17 protein-coding genes and 1 pseudogene are annotated in these 20,266 nt (G+C 62.5%); 13 read left to right on the top strand and 5 right to left on the bottom strand.

Annotated elements, in window-relative coordinates; genetic code table 11:
* Positions 1 to 195: 195 nt before the first annotated feature.
* The 13 genes from J7U39_RS01130 to J7U39_RS01190 all read left to right on the top strand — a co-directional run bounded on the left by J7U39_RS01130 (position 196) and on the right by J7U39_RS01190 (position 15,081).
* A complete protein-coding gene (locus tag J7U39_RS01130) occupies positions 196 to 525 on the top strand; it encodes an STAS domain-containing protein (protein ID WP_210629890.1) in 330 nt (109 codons plus the stop codon).
* A complete protein-coding gene (locus J7U39_RS01135) occupies positions 522 to 890 on the top strand; it encodes a response regulator (protein WP_210629891.1) in 369 nt (122 codons plus the stop codon). Before J7U39_RS01130 ends, J7U39_RS01135 begins: the two co-directional genes overlap by 4 nt.
* On the top strand, positions 887 to 2,941 hold the full coding sequence (locus J7U39_RS01140; RefSeq protein ID WP_210629892.1) for a chemotaxis protein CheA: 2,055 nt from the start codon (positions 887 to 889) through the stop codon (positions 2,939 to 2,941). The genes J7U39_RS01135 and J7U39_RS01140 overlap by 4 nt, the downstream gene beginning before the upstream one ends.
* Complete coding sequence (locus J7U39_RS01145; RefSeq protein WP_210629893.1) at positions 2,938 to 3,447, top strand: chemotaxis protein CheW; 510 nt, start codon at positions 2,938 to 2,940, stop codon at positions 3,445 to 3,447. Before J7U39_RS01140 ends, J7U39_RS01145 begins: the two co-directional genes overlap by 4 nt.
* Before the next feature lie 30 nt (positions 3,448 to 3,477).
* On the top strand, positions 3,478 to 5,181 hold the full coding sequence (locus tag J7U39_RS01150; protein WP_210629894.1) for a methyl-accepting chemotaxis protein: 1,704 nt from the start codon (positions 3,478 to 3,480) through the stop codon (positions 5,179 to 5,181).
* A 264-nt stretch (positions 5,182 to 5,445) separates the two neighbouring features.
* Entirely contained in the window at positions 5,446 to 7,371 is a 1,926-nt protein-coding gene (locus J7U39_RS01155) for a methyl-accepting chemotaxis protein (protein ID WP_210629895.1), read from the top strand.
* A gap of 169 nt (positions 7,372 to 7,540) precedes the next feature.
* Positions 7,541 to 9,358 (top strand): methyl-accepting chemotaxis protein, encoded by a 1,818-nt coding sequence (locus tag J7U39_RS01160; RefSeq protein ID WP_210629896.1) that lies wholly within the window; start codon positions 7,541 to 7,543, stop codon positions 9,356 to 9,358.
* Complete coding sequence (locus J7U39_RS01165) at positions 9,355 to 9,837, top strand: chemotaxis protein CheW (RefSeq protein WP_210629897.1); 483 nt, start codon at positions 9,355 to 9,357, stop codon at positions 9,835 to 9,837. Before J7U39_RS01160 ends, J7U39_RS01165 begins: the two co-directional genes overlap by 4 nt.
* A 29-nt stretch (positions 9,838 to 9,866) precedes the next feature.
* Complete coding sequence (locus tag J7U39_RS01170; RefSeq protein WP_210629898.1) at positions 9,867 to 10,724, top strand: CheR family methyltransferase; 858 nt, start codon at positions 9,867 to 9,869, stop codon at positions 10,722 to 10,724.
* 8 nt (positions 10,725 to 10,732) lie between these two features.
* Positions 10,733 to 11,830: a chemotaxis response regulator protein-glutamate methylesterase gene (locus tag J7U39_RS01175; RefSeq protein ID WP_210629899.1), complete on the top strand. Its 1,098-nt coding sequence runs from the start codon at positions 10,733 to 10,735 to the stop codon at positions 11,828 to 11,830.
* A gap of 199 nt (positions 11,831 to 12,029) precedes the next feature.
* Positions 12,030 to 12,830 (top strand): inositol monophosphatase family protein, encoded by an 801-nt coding sequence (locus J7U39_RS01180; RefSeq protein ID WP_210629900.1) that lies wholly within the window; start codon positions 12,030 to 12,032, stop codon positions 12,828 to 12,830.
* Between the two features lie 112 nt (positions 12,831 to 12,942).
* Positions 12,943 to 14,046, top strand: a complete 1,104-nt coding sequence (locus J7U39_RS01185) for a MotA/TolQ/ExbB proton channel family protein (protein WP_210629901.1) — start codon at positions 12,943 to 12,945, stop codon at positions 14,044 to 14,046.
* A 3-nt stretch (positions 14,047 to 14,049) separates the two neighbouring features.
* Entirely contained in the window at positions 14,050 to 15,081 is a 1,032-nt protein-coding gene (locus J7U39_RS01190; protein WP_210629902.1) for a peptidoglycan -binding protein, read from the top strand.
* Between the two features lie 6 nt (positions 15,082 to 15,087).
* On the opposite strand, the gene J7U39_RS01195 is transcribed toward J7U39_RS01190, so the two are convergent.
* The 5 genes and pseudogenes from J7U39_RS01195 to J7U39_RS01215 all read right to left on the bottom strand — a co-directional run bounded on the left by J7U39_RS01195 (position 15,088) and on the right by J7U39_RS01215 (position 20,188).
* Positions 15,088 to 16,332: a DUF6596 domain-containing protein gene (locus tag J7U39_RS01195; protein WP_210629903.1), complete on the bottom strand. Its 1,245-nt coding sequence runs from the start codon at positions 16,330 to 16,332 to the stop codon at positions 15,088 to 15,090.
* 6 nt (positions 16,333 to 16,338) lie between these two features.
* A pseudogene (locus J7U39_RS01200) lies at positions 16,339 to 16,678 on the bottom strand (YciI family protein).
* Positions 16,679 to 16,925: 247 nt separating this feature from the next.
* Positions 16,926 to 17,114, bottom strand: coding sequence for a YegP family protein (locus J7U39_RS01205; RefSeq protein ID WP_064694384.1), 189 nt, complete (start codon positions 17,112 to 17,114; stop codon positions 16,926 to 16,928).
* A gap of 144 nt (positions 17,115 to 17,258) precedes the next feature.
* Positions 17,259 to 18,251 carry a tripartite tricarboxylate transporter substrate binding protein gene (locus tag J7U39_RS01210; protein ID WP_210629904.1) on the bottom strand — a complete coding sequence of 331 codons (993 nt, stop codon included), beginning with the start codon at positions 18,249 to 18,251 and terminating at the stop codon, positions 17,259 to 17,261.
* Positions 18,252 to 18,388: 137 nt separating this feature from the next.
* Complete coding sequence (locus J7U39_RS01215; protein ID WP_210629905.1) at positions 18,389 to 20,188, bottom strand: ABC transporter transmembrane domain-containing protein; 1,800 nt, start codon at positions 20,186 to 20,188, stop codon at positions 18,389 to 18,391.
* Positions 20,189 to 20,266 lie beyond the last annotated feature (78 nt).

The following is a 20,266-nucleotide window of genomic DNA, read 5'->3' on the forward strand; positions in this document are numbered from 1 at the left end:
AGATCATTTAAGGTTCTGTTTTTACTTAATTTATCTCTAAACATTGAGAGAGCGGTACAACTTATCCTGGATAAGAATTGGGAGTCGCGGACCGCGTTGTACGTCGGTTTTATACAACCCCTGTTTACGCTGCATTAACGCTGTCGTGAGAGTCCTCTTAGGGTCACAAGTATTTCTCGGGCCCAGGAGGCTGCATTGGATACTCAGAGCCAATATTGTGAATCTATAAATTTACCGGGCGTGCTAAGCATCCGCCATGTGGCCGAGCTACATTCGAAGCTTAGTGACGAGTTTAACAGTAAAGACGACATTGTCGTTAGCGTTATCGCTGATGCTGAAGCTGACCTCAGTTTCATACAGCTTATCGAGGCCGCGCGTCGCCAAGCAAAGTCTGACGGAAAGACGTTCAGGCTTTTTTCTCCCGCCAGCGGCTCAGTGCTGAACGTACTTGAGCGTGCCGGTTTCATCGAATCCTTCGATCAAGAAGACTTAAAGTTCTGGTTGCATAAAGAGGTGACATTATGAGTGCCAACATTCTGACGGTAGACGATTCCGCTAGCATCCGTCTGACAACAAAGGTCACCCTGACCAATGCCGGTTACAGCGTCACCGAAGCGGTGAACGGGGCTGAAGGTCTTATGGCGGCCAAGGCCAGCAGCTTCGATCTGATCGTAACCGATCTCAACATGCCTGTTATGGACGGGCTGACGATGATCGAAGAACTGCGCAAGCTGCCGGCGCAGGCCGGTGTTCCGATTATCTTTCTAACGACGGAATCTGACGCCGATCTCAAGGCACGTGCCAAGGCCGCCGGCGCGACCGGCTGGCTGACCAAGCCGTTCGACCCGGAAAGTCTCGTGAAGATCGTGAAGAAGGTCCTCGGCAGATGAGTACGCTCGACCCCGTCGCCGTATTCCGCATGGAGGCTGCCGAATGCCTCGAAGCGATCGAGGCCGGTCTTCTCGACCTCACTCACCAACTCGACAATAAGGATCTCGTCGATGCGGTATTCCGCGGGCTTCATACGCTCAAGGGATCGGGCGCGATGTTCGGTTTCGAGGCGCTGGCGGCCTTCACCCACCATTGTGAAACCGCTTTCGACCGCGTCCGAAAAGGCGAGGTCGCGGCGACCAGCGAGCTTGTCGCCGCCGTTCTCGCCGCCCAGGACCATATGCGTGCCCTCGTCGACCAGCCCGACGCCGATTACGGCGATACCGGGCATAAGCTTCTGGCACAACTGCAGTCCGCGGTCGGCGCCAAGGCTGCGGCACCCGCCACAGCGACAGCCGCCGTCGCAGCGCCCGTGCAAGGAGCGTCGGCGAACAAGACGAAGAACAGCTGGCGCATCCGATTCAGCCTGCCGGCCAATGCGATGGCCAACGGCACCAATCCGCTCGGTCTGCTGGACGAACTGCGCGATCTCGGCGAATGTACCGTACGCGCCGACACGTCGGCCATTCCGCCTCTCGACGAGCTCACTTCGACGGAACTCTACATTTCCTGGGATGTGACGCTGATGAGCGAACAGGACCGTTCGGCGATCGACGATGTCTTCATCTTCGTGCTCGACGACATGGAACTCAGCGTCGAGGAGATCGGCAGTGCAGCAGCGGCAACGGCCGCTCCGGCTGTAGCAAGGCCGGCGCCTGCCGCTGCCGCCTCAGTATCGCCACCACCTGTCCCGGCGGCTGGTGTGCCGGAATTCCGTCCCGTCGAAGCGGTTCCCGTCAGGCGTGAGGCGCCCGCTGCCGTCAGCCAGGCGAAGGCTGCCGAGAACGTGCGCGTCCCGGCAGAGCGCTTGGACGAACTGATGGACCGTGTCGGTGAGCTCGTGATCGCGCAATCGCGCCTCAGCCAGCTCGCCAGCGCCAGCACCGATATCGCATTGCGCTCCGTCTCGGAAGAAATCGAACGTCTGTCCGGCGAATTGCGCGACACGATGATGGTGCTGCGCATGGTGCCCGTTGCGACCCTCTTCTCCCGCTTCCGCCGCCTTGTGCACGATCTTGCCCGCGAGACCGGCAAGGTGATCGAGCTGGTGATGGAGGGCGAGAGCACCGAGGTCGACAAAACGGTGATCGAGCGGCTGGCCGATCCGCTGGTGCACCTGGTGCGCAACTCGATCGATCACGGCCTCGAAGTACCCGCCGACCGCCTTGCGGCCGGCAAGGCCAAGGCCGGCACGATCACGCTTTCGGCCCGTCAGGCCGGTGGCGAGGTGATCATCTCGATCAAGGACGACGGCCGCGGAATCAACCGTGAACGGGTCCGCGCCAAGGCGGAATCCTCCGGCCTCATCCATCCGGGCCAACCGCTTTCGGACCCCGAGCTCTTGCAACTGATCTTTGCTCCCGGCTTTTCGACGGCCACCGCGATCACCAATCTGTCCGGCCGCGGCGTCGGCATGGACGTGGTCAAGAAGACGGTTGAAGAGCTTCGCGGCGCAATCGATATCGTCAGTGTGCCCGGACAGGGTTCGGAAGTGTCGCTGCGCATTCCGCTGACGCTTGCCATTATCGACGGCCTGCTGGTGCGTGTCGGCTCGGGCCGTTACGTCATCCCGCTTTCGGCCGTCGAGGAATGCCTCGAACTGTCGCTCGAGGAGGATCTGCGCTCGCGCGGCCGTAGCTTCATCTCGTTGCGCGACAGCCTGGTGCCGTTCCTACGCCTACGCGATCTTTTCCGCACCGGCACGAAACCCGATGTGCACCAGAAGGTCGTGGTCATCTCGACCGGAACCGAGCGCGTCGGCCTCGTCGTCGACCAGATCATCGGCGACCACCAGACGGTCATCAAGTCGATGTCGAAACTGCACAATGACGTGGCGACCTTTTCGGGCGCCACCATTCTCGGCGACGGCAGCGTCGCACTCATTCTCGACGTCGGGCACCTGGTTGCCGCGGGTCAGCAACAGGAGGCGCAATTGCGGGTAGCAGGATGAGTGCAACAGCAGCAGCCGAACGTTTCGACAATCATTGGAGCTATGCCGAGGAAGTCGAGGTCCTGACATTCGATCTCAACGGCGAGACCTTCGCGCTGGAAGCGGTCATCGTCCAGGAAATCCTGGACCTGCTTCCGGAGACCGCGGTGCCGGGCAGTCAGCCCTTCGTCGCCAGCGTCATCAACTTCCGCGGCAAGGTCATACCGCTCGCCGACCTGCGTCTCGCCTTCGGGATGGAGGCGGAGGAGGCAACGATCGATAGCCGTTTCATCGTCATCGAGATCGATCTCCAGGGCGAGCCGACGCTCGTCGGCCTCAGAACCGATAAAGTGAACGAGGTGACGACGCTCGCAAAAAACGCGAGCGAGGCGCCGCCGAGCGTCGGGATGCGCTGGCGCGCCGACTACATCAACTGCCTGGTGAAGAGGGGCGGAGAGTTCATCATTCTCCCGAATCTGCAGGCGATTTTTTCATCCAGGCATGATGCGGCGGGAGCCGGCAATTGACGCAGATGGATTCAACTTGGGGTTAAACCGATGCGACTGACAATCAAGACGAAGCTGGTGACCGCGTTCACCTTCATCATCCTCATGCTCTTGGGCACCGCCGCTTACGGTATCTTCAGCCTCGGGTCGCTGAATGATACGATTGGCAATCTCCTCGCCGGCCCGGCAGCCCGCCTCGATCTTGCGCAGCAGATCAACATCGCGCAGCTCGAAGCGATCCGCCAGCAGAAGAACCTGCTTAATGCCCGTGGCGCCGATGAAGCGGCCGCGGCGATCGACAAGGGCAATCAGGCCCGCAAGGACTTCAGTGATGCCTTCAATCAAGCGTTGGCGCTTGCCACGGAGGAAGGCAAGGCGCGTTGGGCTCGTATTGCCGAGTTTTCGAAGTCCTTCAACGCAGCTGACGACCAGATCCGTGACTCCGTGAAGACCGGCAACGTGGAAGGTGCAAACACCGTCTCGATCACGACCGCGCGCGCTGCCGCCAACGGGATCGACTCGACGCTCGCCGAAATTCTGGCGCTTGAGAAGCAGCGCATGAAGGCCGCCGACGCCGGTGCCGACGCGCAGTATGAGACGACACGCACGACGATGGTCGCCGTCGCTGCCGTGGCACTACTGATTGCCGCGATAACCGCCTTCTGGATCGCCAGCACGATCAGCAAGGGCCTCAGCCGCGCCAACACCGTGGTTCGCGAAGTGTCTGAAGGCGACCTGACGAAAATGGCCGATATTACGAGCCATGACGAAATCGGCGAGCTTCTGGGTAATGTCAACGTCATGATCGAACGCCTGCGGGGCGTCGTCGCCGACGCGATCTCGGCCGCCGAGAACGTCTCGTCCGGCAGCCAGCAGCTTTCGGCAAGTTCCGAACAGGTGTCGCAGGGCGCGAGCGAACAGGCGGCTTCTGCCGAAGAGGCGTCCGCCTCAATGGAAGAGATGGCCGCCAATATCAAGCAGAACGCCGACAATGCCGCCCAGACGGAGAAGATCGCCCGTCAATCCGCCAAGGATGCGGAAGCCAGCGGCGAAGCGGTAACCCGTGCTGTCGACGCCATGCGCACGATTGCCGAGAAGATCGGCATCGTGCAGGAAATCGCCCGTCAGACCGATCTCCTGGCCCTCAATGCCGCCGTCGAAGCGGCACGCGCCGGCGAACACGGCAAGGGTTTTGCGGTCGTGGCCTCGGAAGTGCGCAAACTTGCCGAGCGTAGCCAGTCGGCAGCAGCCGAAATCAGCTCGATGTCGAGCGATACCGTCAAGGCCGCCGCCGATGCCGGTGAGATGCTCGGCCGCCTGGTGCCCGACATCCGCAAGACGGCGGAACTCGTTTCCGAGATCAGCGCCGCCTGCCGCGAGCAGGATATCGGCGCCTCTCAGATCAATGAGGCGATCCAGCAGCTCGACAAGGTGACGCAGCAGAATGCCGGCGCCTCGGAGCAGATGTCGGCAACGTCCGAGGAACTCGCCGCTCAGGCGGAAGAATTGCAGACGTCGATCGCCTTCTTCAAGGTCGATACGACGGGCAGCACGCGGCCCGGCGCCCAGAAGATGCCGTCGAAAGGCCCAACCAAGGTGGCCAAGGCCCCGGCCCGCAAGCCTGCACAGCAGGCCCAAAGCCAGGGCCGCGGTCAGACGGTTTCGGCTCAGCAGCAGCGTCTCAAAGGCTTTGCTCTCGATATGTCGATGGGCGGTCCGGACGCCAGTGACGATGATTTTCGGGAAAGCGCGTAGGCGTTCCTGGGGACGCGCATAGCGTTCCCGGCGAGGCACCTGAGCGCCTTCGCCCTCATCGGATATCTCGGGCCACTCCCGTGGCCCGAGGTGGAAATATCCCCAACGCGTGTAGGCGTTGGCGCTGCGACCGATCGATGTCCGGCTGCCGGGAAGTGAATGCAGTCGCTTTCCCTCTTTCAGACACATCACTCTGAAGTTCGGCGTTCCCAGACCGGAACGTCTCTCTATCCAATCGTTTTGGCGCATAAAACGGGGTATCACATGCGTTTCACTATCAAACTGAAATTGGGTCTCGCTTTCGGGATCATGACGCTGCTGCTGATCGGCATTGCAGTTTATGGAAGCTTTAGCCTCGGCACATTGAACGAGGCGAGCGGCAACATGATCGACGGCCCGATGCGCCGGCTGGAACTGGCGCTGAACGCCAACATCGCCGAAGTCAACGCCATTCGGGCTCAGAAGAACGCGCTGCTTTCCACCGATCCGGACACGGCCGCCGGCTTCTACAAAGAGGCCGACCAGAACCTGCAGGCCATGTTCGACGCTGTCGACGCCGGCTTGGCCATCGCCTCTCCGGAAGGCAAGCCGCATTGGGAGAAGCTGCGGAGCGTTGGCGGGAAATTCCGCGAGAAGTCCGCCGAGCTGCAGCAACTCGATGCCAGGGGTGATAAGGCATCCGCGCTCGCGCTTTCACTTGGCGATCTCCGGGCGATGACCGGGGACATGGGCGATGCGATTGCCGCCCTCACGGAGATCCAGCGCAAAGGCATGCAAGCGACCGATCAGTCGAACAGCGATCTTTACAATTCGACCAAGCTCATCCTCACCACAGCATCCGGAATCGCCGTGCTTGTGGCCCTCGGCGCCGCATTGTGGATCACGCTCGGCATCAACAATGGTCTGAGAAAGATCACGAGCGTCGCAAACGCCGTGGCAATCGGCGATCTCAATCAGAAAGTCGACGTCAGGACCAATGACGAGATCAAGGACCTCATCGATACGGTCAACACCATGACCGCCAATCTGCGATCGACCGCCGCCCTTGCCGACCAGATCGCCATGGGCGATCTGACCACCGATGCCAAGCCTCTCTCGGACAAGGACGCGCTCGGGATTGCGATGCAGAGCATGATCGCCAATCTGAGGACCACGGCGGGGATTGCCAACCAGATCGCCAATGGCGATCTCACTGTGTCTCCGAAGCCGCTCTCCGACAAGGATGCACTGGGCCTTGCGCTGGAGCAGATGGTTGAGCGGTTGCGCGGCGTGGTCGCAGACGCGATTTCGGCCGCCGAAAATGTTTCGGCCGGCAGCCAGGAGCTTTCGGCAAGTTCCGAACAGGTGTCGCAAGGCGCCACCGAGCAGGCCGCGTCGGCCGAAGAGGCGTCGGCCTCGATGGAAGAGATGGCCTCGAACATCAAGCAGAATGCCGACAATGCCGCGCAGACGGAAAAGATCGCCCGGCAGTCTGCAAAGGATGCGGAAGCCAGCGGCGAGGCGGTGACGCGCGCCGTCGACGCCATGCGCACGATCGCCCAGAAGATCGGCATCGTGCAGGAAATCGCCCGTCAGACCGATCTGCTTGCCCTTAATGCGGCGGTGGAAGCAGCACGCGCCGGCGAACACGGCAAGGGTTTTGCGGTGGTGGCCTCGGAGGTGCGCAAGCTTGCCGAACGCAGCCAGTCGGCCGCCGCCGAAATCAGCGCCATGTCGAGCGATACCGTGACAGCCGCTCAGGAGGCCGGCGAAATGCTGGGCCGCCTGGTGCCCGACATCCGCAAGACGGCGGAACTCGTTTCCGAGATCAGTGCTGCCTGCCGTGAACAGGATATCGGTGCGGCCCAGATCAACGAGGCGATCCAGCAGCTCGACAAGGTCACGCAGCAGAACGCCGGCGCCTCCGAACAGATGTCTGCAACTTCAGAGGAGCTCGCCGCGCAGGCGGAAGAACTGCAGACGTCGATCGCCTTCTTCAAGGTCGATACGGCAGGCAACCGCCAGTCCCGCACGCCGGCCGTCAAGATGACGGTTCGGGGTGCAGCTCCCACCGCTGCGCGCAAGCCTGCGGCCAAGAAACCGGCTGCCGGCAGCGTGGCCGCCCAACAGGCTCGTGCGAAGGGGTTTGCTCTCGACATGTCGATGGGCGGACCAGATATTGCGGACGAAGAATTCCGCGAGAGCGCGTAGTGCTCTTCGGACACAGGACTGGGGCCGCGGCGACAGCGGCCCCAGCATCGAACCGGTGCATGGACGCACTTGGTCATGCCGGCTCTGCCGGCAACGCATGAAGCGTTTTCACGACGGCACTATGTGCGATTTCGCGGAATACCCGCTGCGGTACTAACGAGGGCTTGAAATGCGCTTCACAATCAAACTCAAACTAAGCTTGGTATTCGGTTTTATCGTTCTACTCACGTGCGGCATGGCGGGTCTTGCGATCTATACTCTTTCGGCGTTGAACAGTGAGATATCGATCATGGTCGCCGGTCCGGTCGCCAACCTGCGCGATTCGGGCGATCTTTCCGATGCCGTCATGCGCTCTATCCGCGCCGAAAAGGACGCGATCATCAATACGGATCCGGTCAAGATTACAGGCTATGTCGAGGAAATTGCGCAACAGCACGAAGTCATCAAGACACTGCAGGGCCGTCTCGCCGCCTCGAACGATGCGGAGATCAAGAAGGAGATGGCCAAGTTCGGTGATCTCTATAGTAAATGGACCACGTTGCAGGATCGCATCGCCGGTCTCGCCACCGAGAATACGACGGAATCAAATGCTCAAGCCGGCGTCATCTCAATGGGCGAAGGGCAGCAGGCGACGGCCCAGCTGCTCGGTATTCTCACCAAGCTGAACGACACCGTGACAGCCAATCTCGCGGAAACGGATGCGGCCACCAACGAGCAGTATGCCCAATCCCGTAATCTGCTTGTCATGATGACGGTGGGTTTGATCTTTGTCTCGTCGGCGGCCGCGATCTGGATCCTGCTTAACATCTCCCGCGGCCTCAAGCGCGCCGTCAACCTCGCCGACGCGGTCAGCATCGGGGATCTCGAGCAGAAGATAGAGCATAAGAGCAATGACGAAATCCGCGATCTCGTCGATTCGATGAGCAGGATGACGGCAAATCTGCGCAACACCGCGACGATCGCCAACCAGATTTCGAACGGCGACCTCATGGTATCCCCGAAGCCCCTTTCAGAGAAGGATACGCTCGGCATTGCGCTCGAACAGATGGTCGAGCGGCTGCGCGGCGTCGTCGCCGACGCGATCTCGGCAGCCGAGAACGTCTCGTCCGGCAGCCAGCAGCTTTCGGCAAGTTCCGAACAGGTGTCGCAGGGCGCGAGCGAACAGGCGGCTTCGGCCGAAGAGGCGTCGGCCTCGATGGAGGAGATGGCCGCCAATATCAAGCAGAACGCCGACAATGCCGCCCAAACGGAGAAGATCGCGCGGCAGTCGGCCAAGGACGCGGAAGCGAGCGGTGATGCGGTGACGCGTGCCGTGCAGGCGATGCGGACTATTGCCGAGAAGATCAGCATCGTTCAGGAAATCGCTCGTCAGACGGATCTTCTCGCTCTCAATGCCGCTGTGGAGGCGGCGCGTGCCGGCGAACACGGCAAGGGCTTTGCAGTGGTCGCGTCGGAAGTGCGCAAGCTTGCCGAACGCAGCCAGTCGGCCGCGGCCGAAATCAGCGCCATGTCGGGCGATACGGTCAAGGCCGCCCAAGAAGCCGGCGACATGCTCGGCCGCCTGGTGCCCGACATCCGCAAGACGGCGGAACTCGTTGCCGAAATCAGCGCGGCCTGCCGCGAGCAGGATGTCGGTGCGGCCCAGATCAACGAGGCGATCCAACAGCTCGACAAGGTGACTCAGCAGAATGCCGGCGCCTCCGAACAGATGTCGGCGACCTCGGAAGAACTTGCCTCCCAGGCGGAAGAACTGCAGACCTCGATTGCCTTCTTCAGGGTCGATACGGCAGGCAACCGCCTGTCACGCGCGCCGGCCGTCAAGATGACGGCCCGCAGCCCGGCTCCCAGCGCCGCCCGCAAACCGGCGATCAAGAAACCGGCGGCCGGCAGTGTCGCCGGCCAGCAGGCGCGGGTGAAAGGTTTCGCACTCGATCTCTCCATGGGCGGTCCCGATGATGGCGACGCCGAATTCAAGGAAAGTGCATGATCATGGCAACGACATCTCTGGAAGCGCAATTCGTGACCTTCAGCCTCGGTGAGGAAATTTTTGCCGTGCCGGTCGAGGTCGTGCGGGAAATCCTCGACTATGCGGAAGCGTTCAAGATTCCGAATGGTCCCGACTATCTGCTCGGCCTGCGCGACGTGCGTGGGCAGGGCGTGCCGACCATCGATCTTCGATTGAAGCTCGGCATGACGAAGACGGTGCCGACGCCACATACGCGGGTGCTCGTGCTCGACGTGCCGATGGAAAGCCGGCTGCTAACGCTCGGCCTCGTCGCCGACCGCGTCTTCGAAGTTACACCGTTCCGGCGTGACCAGATCGAGGCGGCGCCTGACATCGGTGTGCGCTGGCGCTCGGACTATATCGCCGGCGTCGTTCGCCGTGAAAAAGGCTTTGTCGTCATCATCGATCTCGCACGTCTCTTGTCGCGCGAGGATGCTTCTGCACTGCAATCGGCGGCATGATCGCGCGTCAACCCGGAGTAATGCGTTCCATGAGTATGGCAGCAGCGGTGGAAACCCAATTGCCGGGGGACCGGATCAGCAAGCGGAATTTCGAAAAGCTTGCCCGGTTCATCTACGACTATAGCGGCATCAAGATGCCGCCGACCAAGCTGACGATGCTCGAAGGGCGGCTGAGACGCCGCCTTCGTGCGACCAATCATTCGACCTTCGACGATTATTGCGACTTCCTGTTCAATCATGATGGGCTTGCCCAGGAAACCGTCTACCTGATCGACGTGGTGACGACCAACAAGACCGACTTCTTCCGGGAAGCCAAGCATTTCGATTACCTGCAGACCGTGGCGCTGCCGGCGATCGCCAATAGCGGGGTGCGCACCATTCGTACCTGGAGCTCGGCCTGTTCGACGGGGGCCGAACCCTATACGATGGCGATGGTGCTGGCTGAATTCGCGGAAGGCCGCAATGACGTTTCCTATAGCGTGCTTGCCACCGATCTTTCCACCGACGTGCTGCAGACGGCGCGCCGGGGCATCTATCCGGAAGACCTGATCGCACCCGTGCCGCGCGACCTGCAGCGCAAATATGTGCTGGTCGCCAAGCAGCCGGGCCGCAAGGAGGTGCGCATAAGCCCTAAACTGCGCAGCAGGGTGGGGTTTGCACGGATGAACCTGATGGACGACAAATATCCGGTCGGCGACTTGATGAACATCATCTTCTGCCGCAACGTGCTGATCTACTTCGACAAGCAGACGCAGGCGGGCGTGCTCAACCGCCTCTGCAATTGCCTGGCGAAGGGCGGCTACATGTTCATCGGCCACTCCGAGTCGATCACCGGTTTCGACCTGCCGCTGAAACAGGTTTCGAACACGGTGTTTCAGCGTATCTAGAGGCGGTTATGCGCAAGAAAATCCGCGTTCTCATTATCGACGATTCCGCCAGCGTCCGACAGACGCTGGCCCATGTGCTTGAGCAGGATCCCGACATCGAGATCATGGCGGTGGCGTCTGATCCCTTCGTCGCGGCGCGCAGGCTGCTGGACGAGATCCCCGATGTCATCACGCTCGACGTGGAGATGCCGCGCATGGACGGCATCACCTTCCTGCGCAAGCTGATGGCACAGCGGCCGATCCCGGTCGTGATGTGCTCGTCGCTGACGGAGGCGGGTTCGGAAACGTTGATTCAGGCTTTGGAGGCGGGCGCCGTCGACGTCATCCTGAAATCGAAGATCGGCGCCGCCGACAGCCTTGCCGATGACGCCATGCGGATTCGCGAAGTTGTCAAGAGCGCTTCGCAGGCGCGGCTTTCGACCGTGCGCCGCGCCGCGGGAACCATTCGTTCCGCTTCCGCCGAGGGGCCGGCCAAGAAGCTGACGGCGGATGCCATGCTGCCGCCGCCGACGGGGCGGGCGATGGCGAAGACGACGGAGATGGTTGTCTGCGTGGGTGCCTCCACCGGCGGCACCGAGGCGCTGCGCGAATTCCTGGAGGAACTGCCGGCCAATGCGCCCGGCATGGTGATCGTCCAGCATATGCCGGAGAAATTCACTGCCGCCTTCGCCAAACGTCTGAACGGGCTCTGCGAGGTCGAGGTCAAGGAGGCCGCCGACGGCGATCCGGTGCTGCGCGGCCATGTGCTGATCGCGCCTGGTGACAGGCACATGCTGCTCGAACGCCAGGGTGCGCGCTATCATGTCAGTGTGAAGAGCGGGCCGTTGGTTTCCCGCCACCGGCCTTCCGTCGACGTGCTCTTCCGTTCGGCGGCGCGCTCGGCCGGCTCGAACGCCATGGGGATCATTATGACGGGCATGGGCGACGACGGTGCGCGCGGCATGTTGGAGATGCATGAAGCCGGCGCCTACACGGTGGCGCAGGACGAGGCGAGCTCCGTTGTCTTCGGCATGCCGAAGGAGGCGATTGCCAAAGGCGGGGTCGACCGCATTCTGCCGCTCGATCAGATCGCCCGCGAAGTCCTGATAACGCAGCAGAAGTTCTAAGGCCGGTTCCGGGTTCCGATGGAAAATAAGGCGGCGCTTTTCAGGCCTGCGGGCAGCCATGTGTGCCTCCCCTTGAAATTTCCGCGATTTTGTGGTCTTGAGGCCGCCAATCTTTGCAGCGCTGCCTGTCATGCATGTTCAGGGACATTTCCCGCCCCTGGCAGCGCGCGTCCCGTATCAGTCCCAAGGAAATGCGCCGATGGCCCGTTCAGCTCTTCTCAATGTCATGGTTCAGGCTGCCCTCAAGGCAGGAAAATCGCTGGGGCGTGATTTCGGCGAAGTGCAGAACCTGCAGGTTTCGGTGAAGGGACCGGGCGATTTCGTTTCCGCTGCCGACCGCAAGGCCGAGAAGATCGTCAGGGAAGAGCTGCTAAAGGCGCGGCCGACCTATGGCTTTCTCGGCGAGGAAACCGAAGAGATCAAGGGCACCGACGGAGCACATCGCTGGATCGTCGATCCGCTCGACGGCACGACGAACTTCCTCCACGGCATCCCGGCCTTCGCCGTCTCGATCGCACTCGAACGCAACGGCGAGATCGTGGCCGCCGTCGTCTTCAATCCTGCGACCGACGAGCTCTATACCGCCGAGCGCGGCGGCGGCGCCTTCCTCAACGACCGGCGCCTGCGCGTCGCTGCGCGCCGCGTGCTGTCGGATTGCGTCATCGGCTGCGGTGTGCCCGCGCTCGGCAAGCGCAATCACGGCAAGTTCCTGGTCGAACTGCGCCACGTGATGGGCGAAGTGGCCGGCATCCGCCGCCTGGGCGCGCCGACCCTCGATCTCGCCCATGTCGCCGCCGGACGTTTCGACGGCTTCTGGGAGGCGGAGCTTGCACCCTGGGACATGGCGGCCGGTATCCTGCTCATCCGTGAAGCCGGCGGCTTCGCCACCGATTGGGATGGCGGAGCGGCCATTCTGGAGGGCGGTGCGATCGTCGCCGGCAACGAACACATCCATAAGGCGTTGATCGAGGTCATCAAGCGGCCGATTCCCGCCAAGTGAGCGCATGAAAAACCGGCTGTTGTAAAGTCACGGTTTTCGCCCCGGGATACTTCAATTCGGCACAATGTTGCTCTAGTCTCCGCCAGCAATGAGTTCGGAGGCTGCTGAACCTATGGAAAATGTGAATGTGGCGGAGATCGGCTCCACCGAAAAGACGGCCGGCGGTTATACCTACAGGCTCTCGAGCCCCATGCCCTTCCTCTGGACGATGCTGCTTTTTCTCGTCATTGTCGGGTTCATTGCCGCGATCCTCTTTCGGCAGACGCAGACCGCCTTCATGCACAATCCGGGCCTCAACGGCCTGATCCTCGGCGTTCTCGCAGTCGGAATCGTCCTTGTTTTCAATCACGTGCTGGCGCTTCGCCCCGAAGTGCGCTGGTTCAATTCCTTCCGCGCTGCCGGCAGCGCGGATAAGGTCAACCGTAACCCACGGCTGCTTGCGCCGATGCGGGCGCTGATCGGCAGCCGCAAGGCGTCGGTGGCGCTGTCGACGACCGCGCTGCGTTCGATTCTCGATTCGATCGCCACCCGCCTCGACGAATCGCGTGACGTTTCGCGCTACCTGATCGGCCTCCTGGTCTTCCTTGGCCTGCTCGGCACGTTCTGGGGTCTCATTGGCACGATCGGCTCGATCAGCACCGTTATCCAGTCACTCGATCCCGGTTCGAACGGCACGGCGGACGTGCTCTCTGCACTGAAGGAGGGGCTGTCGACGCCGCTTTCAGGCATGGGGCAGGCCTTCTCGTCGTCGCTGCTCGGCCTTTCCGGTTCGCTCATTCTCGGCTTCCTCGACCTACAGGCCGGTCGCGCGCAGAATCGCTTCTACACGGAACTGGAAAACTGGCTCTCCTCGGTCACCGATGTCGGCTCCGATCTTGCGCCGGCGCTCGATGCCGTTGCCGGGTCTTCCTCGGACGACATGCGCGCACTCTCCGAGTATCTGCGCAAGGTCTCCGAAGAAGGCGGTGTCGGAAGCCAGCGCTCTGTCGCCGCCATGGCAAGCCTTGCCGAAGGCATTCAGGGTCTGGTCAAGAATATGCGCAACGAGCAGCAGATGCTGCGTGACTGGATCGAGGCACAGCAGGACGAGGCGAAAGCCATGCGCCGCACGCTCGATCGGTTGGCCGAGCGCATCGGCCTGCAGGAGCGGGGCGGCGAGCGGGCCGAGCGCCTGCGCGAGCGCACGAGCCATGCAGAAAAGAGCGAGGGCAAATAAGCCATGGCACTTGCCCGCAACCGCCGCCGCGAACGCACGGTGGATTACTGGCCGGGCTTCGTCGATGCGTTGTCGACGCTGCTCATTTCGATCATGTTCCTGCTGACGGTCTTCGTCGTCGGGCAGTTCATCCTCAGCCGCGAAATCACTGGGCGCGACGAGGTGCTCAATCGTCTCAATAGCCAGATCAACGAGTTGACGCAGCTTCTGGCGCTCGAAAAGGGCAGCAATCAGGATCTCCAGGATTCAGTCGCCAACCTACAAGCCTCGCTCGCGACTGCTGAAAGCGACCGGTCGCGGCTTCAGGCGTTGCTGAACGCCGGCTCGGGCGGCCAGGATGCGGCTCAGAAGCGGATCGGCGCAATGACGCAGGAGCTCGACGAGCAGAAGCAGGTGAGCGAACGGGCGCTGAGCCAGGTCGAACTCTTGAATCAGCAGATTGCCGCACTTCGCAGCCAAATCGCCGCGGTCGAAGCGGCACTGCAGGCATCCGAGGAGAAGGACCGGGTCTCGCAGACCAAGATCGCCGATCTCGGCAGTCGCCTCAACGTGGCGCTGGCGGCGCGCGTGCAGGAACTGAACCGTTACCGTTCCGACTTCTTCGGCCGGTTGCGCGAGATCCTATCGGATCGCGAGAATATCCGCATCGTCGGCGACCGGTTCGTCTTCCAGTCGGAAGTGCTGTTTCCCTCGGGCGGCGCGGATCTCAATCCGGACGGGCAGACGGAAATGGCGAAGCTCGCCGCCGCTCTCCTTGATCTCGCCAAGGAAATTCCCCCGGAGATCAACTGGGTGCTGCGTGTCGACGGCCATACCGATAATGTGCCGCTTGCCGGGACCGGCCGCTATCGCGACAACTGGGAACTCTCCTCAGAGCGCGCCATTTCGGTCGTCAAGTTCCTGATTGGCCAGGGCGTCCCTGCCGACCGACTCGTCGCCGCCGGCTTCGGTGAGTTCCAACCGATCGCGCCGGGCGATACGCCGGATGCGCGCGCCACCAACCGCCGCATCGAGCTGAAGCTGACCGAGAAATGATCAGCTTCATGTTGTCCGCCGCGCTTCGGCGAGCCGGTCGGCAAGAAAGGCGCGGACCGAGGGGCTGTCGCTGAGGCCGAGCGCCGTCATGTAGGCGTCGGCCGCGGCAGCATCGTTGCCGGCTCGCGCCAGAAGAAAAGCACGTACAGCCCAGTAGGGCTGATAGGCTGCAATCACGCGGGGATCAACCTTGTCGAGCAGGGTCAGGCCCTCGGCGGGGCTTAAAGCCCGGCCAATCACCGCCGCTTGGGCGACGCGCGCGCCGAGCGTCGGCTTCATCGTCAGCAACGCGGCATAGAGCGTCGTCAGTGCCTGCCAGTCGGTCGTCCCCGAGAGGCGGCGCGCCGTATGTACCGATTGAATCGCCGCCTGACACTGATAGGGGCCGAAACGGTTGAGGCCTCCTGCGTTGCGCAGCAGCGCGTCTGCCTCCGCGATCATGGTGGCGTCCCAGCTGGCCGGGTCCTGCTCGTCCAGCGGCACATAGCGACCGGCGCGGTCACGACGGGCGCTGCGGCGGGCTTCGCAGTAAAGCATCAGCGAGACGAGGCCGATCGCTTCCGGCTCATCCGGCAGCACCGTCAGAAGCGCCCGGCCGAGCCAGATCGCTTCGCCGGCAAGCGAATGGTGCGCTTCCTCGCCATCGAGACCGTCCCATCCGAGGCCGTAGGCGGCGTAGATCGCCGAAAGCACGGCGGCAAGCCGACCAGGCAGCGCGGGCCGAGGCGGTATGGTGAAGGGAATGCCGGCCTCGCGGATCTTCACCTTGGCCCGCACCAGCCGCTGGCTCATAGCTTCCGGTGACACGACGAAGGCCCGCGCGATGGTCCTCGCTTCGATGCCGAGAACCGTCTGCAGCATCAGCGCCGTATGCACCGAGCTGTCGATGGCGGGATGGGCGCAGGCGAAGAGCAGCTTCAGCCGTTCATCGGGAAAGACGGAATTGCCGGCTTCGTTCATCCGTTCTTCGGCTTCCTCCAGGGCGACCGATATCGTCGTTTGTGCGTTGGCCTCGACGGCGCGGTGGCGGGCCGCCTGCATCAGGTTGCGGCGGGCGGCCACCAGCAGCCAGGCTTCCGGATTGGCAGGAACGCCGCGCTCCGGCCAGACCCGCAGGGCTGACGCCAGTGCTTCCGACAATGAGTCCTCTGCCGCCGGCACGTCGCGCGAACGGGCCGCAAGAAAGGCGATCAGCTTGCCATAGGACTGTCGCGCCACCTGCTCGGCGGCGCGTCCTGCATCGGGTGACATCCTTCCTCACATCTGCAGGCGAGGGCGCACTTCGACGGAACCCTTGTCGGAAATCGGAATGCGCGTCGCCCATTCGAGCGCGGCGTCCAAATCGGGAACCTCGATCAGATAGAAGCCGCCCAGTTGTTCCTTGCCTTCCGGATAGGGACCGTCCTGGACATCGTGATCCTCGCCTTTGCGGCGTATGACCGTGCCGGTCTCGGGCGCTGTCAGCCCGGCGCCGCCGGTCATGATTCCCCGCCTGGACAAGCGCCTGCGTGTAGGCGACCCAGCCATCGCGATAGGCTGGATCGCTACGGCGGGCGAAATCCTCCGGCGCTTCGCGAATGATGAGGGCATATTGCATGGAAAACTCCTGATCTCGTTGTTGGCTTTGATCCAGGCCGCCGACGAAAGCCGGTCTAGCCTGGTGGAGCGGCTCAGCCGTTCCAAGACAATGAGGCGCGATCGCCGGTCGTTTCGACATGGCTCTGAAGAAATATTTGAAAAACAGCGCCGGAAATCACCAGCAGGCGCGCCGGTCTCAAAGACACCCGCGCCGCTCGAGGGCGCAAAAAAAGCAGGGCGGCATCGATGCCGCCCGGCCATGCCGCTCAGGCTTCGGCCTTCGTCTGGTCGACGATCTCGGCGCCGGAGGTATTCTTCTTGATGGATTCGATGGCGTTCAGGGCGGACGCTTTCGCCTTGTAGCCCTCGGAACTGAACATTGTTTCCCCGTTCGATGCCTTGAAGCGGAAACGGAATTCGCCTGATTTATCCTTGTAGACTTCGAATTTGTACATGGATGTCTCCCGAAACGCTGAATTGCACGATCAGCGTCGAGGAGGCTAGATCAAAATGGCGAGCTTTTCCACTACCTTAATGAGAATCGTAGTGCGGTCGTTTCCATCGGACGCAGGCACGGGAGACAGACGAACGTCTTCGCATCACTCCATCTGAATGTTCGCGCCCTTGACGACCGGCCCCCATTTGGCGAGCTCGGATTTTACATGGACGGCGAGTTCTTCCGGTGTCGAGCCGACGATGGTGGCGCTGAACTCCTTCATCCGTTCGGCAACGGCGGGGTCAGTGAGCGCCTTTCTGGCCGAGGCGTTGAGGCGCGTGACCGCCTCGCTCGGCGTTTTTGCCGGAGCGAAGAGCGCGTTCCAAGTATAGGTCTCATAGCCTGGAATGCCTGACTCGGCGATCGTCGGCACGTCGGGGAAGGAGGGTGCGCGCTCGGCCGTCGTCACCGCCAGCGCCCGCAGCGTGCCTGCCTTGATATGGCTGGACGATGAGGGCAGGTTATCGAACATGATCGGCACCTGGTTGCCGATGACGTCGTTCAATGCAGGCCCCGCGCCCTTGTACGGGATGTGCTGCATGCTGACGCCGGCCATCGACTTGAAAAGTTCGCCGGAAAGATGCAGCGGCGTGCCGTTGCCCGACGAGGCGTAACTGTATTTATCGGGCTCGGCCTTCAAGAGCGCGATCAGCTCCTGCACCGTCTTTGCCGGCAATTCCGGATTGACGACCAGCACGTTCGGCACGACGACGAGCAGCGAGACCGGCGCGAAATCCTTCTCGGGATCGTAGGGGGTCGATTTGAGGATCAGCGGGTTGAGGGCGTGGGTCGCGACCGTGCCCATCAGAATGGTGTAGCCGTCGGGCTCAGCGCGGGCGACGTTGCCGGCGCCGAGGTTACCGCCGGCGCCTGCGACGTTCTGGACGATCACCTGCTGGCCGAGATCCTCCGACATCTTCTGCGCGACGATGCGCGCGACGACATCGGTTGAGCCGCCGGCGGCGAAAGGCACGACCATGGTGATCGCGCGATCGGGAAAATCCGTGGCAACGGCAGGCCTGCCAAGCGCCAGCATTGCAGTGAGGCCAAGAGCGAGCGCGAGGCCCGTGCGTCGCGTGATGTTGGAAAGCGCCATTCCTATCTCCTCCCATGAATTCAACAGCAATCCCCACCCAGGGCATGAAGAGGGTAGGGCAGGGGGCGGGAAAGACAACCGCGGGAAGGCGCAGCGAAGTCCGACTTTAGTAGCGTGCGGCCAAGGGCGCCTGCCGGCTATTTGGCCGCGAGCACATCCTCCTTGGCGGCGTCGAATTGCAGCCGGGCGAGGCGGGCATAGATGCCCCCGTGGCGGATCAGAGTTTGATGCGTGCCTTCCTCGACGACGCGCCCCTGATCCATGACGAGGATGCGGTCGGCCTTCAGCACGGTTGCCAGGCGATGGGCGATGACGAGCGTCGTGCGGCCATCCATTAAGCCGTCGAGCGCCTTCTGCACCAGGGTCTCGCTTTCGGCGTCAAGCGCGGAGGTCGCCTCGTCGAGCAGCAGCACGGGCGCGTTCTTCAGAATGGCGCGGGCAATGGCGATGCGCTGTCGCTGGCCGCCGGAGAGGGTGACGCCACGTTCGCCGACCTCCGTCTCATAGCCGTTCTCCAGTCGGGCGATGAATTCGTCGGCCTGGGAGGCAAGCGCTGCAGCGCGGACTTCCTCACGCGATGCACCAGGGCGGCCGAAGGCGATGTTGTCATGGATCGATGCGGCGAAGATCGTGACGTCCTGCGGCACGATGGCGATGCGCTGGCGCAACTCGTCGGGCGTCGTCAGCCGGGCATCGACACCGTCAATCGTCACGCTGCCCTGCTGCGGATCGTAGAAGCGCAGCAGCAACGAAAAGACTGTGCTTTTGCCGGCGCCGGAGGGGCCGACGATGGCGACGGTTTCGCCTGGAGCAACGGCGAAGCTCAAGCCATGCAGGGCCGATTTTCCGGGGCGCGAGGGATAGGCGAAATGCACGTCGGAAAACTCGACGCGGCCGCGGCTCGGCGAAGGGAGGGCCTCGGGGTTGGTGGGGGCTGATATCGGCGACACCTCGTCAAGAAGTTCGGTCAACCGGTCGGCGGCGCCGGCCGCCTGCGAGAGTTCGCCCCAGACCTCCGACAGCGCGCCGAGCGATCCCGCGGAGATCACGGCGTAGAGCAGGAACTGGCCGAGCGTGCCGGCAGACAGCGTGCCGGCCAGCACGCTGTGGGCGCCGACCCAGAGTACGGCGACGACGCTGCCGAAGATTAGGGTGATGGCGATGCCCGTCAAGAGTGCGCGTGAGCGGATGGCGGCGCGGGCGGCTTCGTAGGCGGATTCGACGGCGCCGGCGTATCGCGTCGCCGCGGCATCCTCGCCGTTGAAGGCCTGTACCGTACGGGTCGCGGCGATCGTCTCATTGGCGAAGGCGGACGCTTCGGCAAGCGTATCCTGAGCGGCGCGAGATCGCCTGCGCACCGAGCGGCCAAAGGCGACGAGTGGGAAGACGATCAGCGGGATCGCTCCGATGACGAGGCTCGAAAGTTTCGGCGAGGTGACGACCATCATGCCCATGGCGCCGAGACAGAGAATGAGGTTCCTGAGCGCCACCGAGGCGGTGGCGCCGACGGCGGACTTGATCTGCGTCGTATCGGCGGTCAGACGCGAGACGATCTCGCCGGACTGGTTGACGTCAAAGAAGGAGGGAGACAGCCGCGTCACATGGCTAAAGACGTCGCGGCGAAGATCGGCGACGATGCGTTCGCCGATGGTGATAACGAAATAATAGCGCAGCGCGCTGGCGACCGCGAGCACGATGGCCATGACCATCAGCATGGCGAAGTAGCTGTTGATGAAGCTGCCGTCAGACTGGTTGAAGCCATGATCGATCATGCGGCGCACGGCGAGCGGCAGGGCCAGCGAGGTCATGGCGGCAAGCGCCAACGAAATCAGCGCGCCAGCCACCAGCCCGCGATAGCGCATGACATAAGGCGTCAGCCTGCCGAGCGGCCGCAGCGACCGTCTCTTGTTTTCCTCAGCCTGTGCCTGATCTGCCAAATCGTCTCCATTCGCCCGCAGGACCACGCAATGCGGCCTGTTGGCTCTTGTTATCCCGGCGTCCTTCATGTATAGGCA

Origin of the sequence: Rhizobium sp. NLR16a (genome assembly GCF_017948245.1) — a bacterium.
Taxonomy (GTDB): Bacteria; Pseudomonadota; Alphaproteobacteria; order Rhizobiales; family Rhizobiaceae; genus Rhizobium.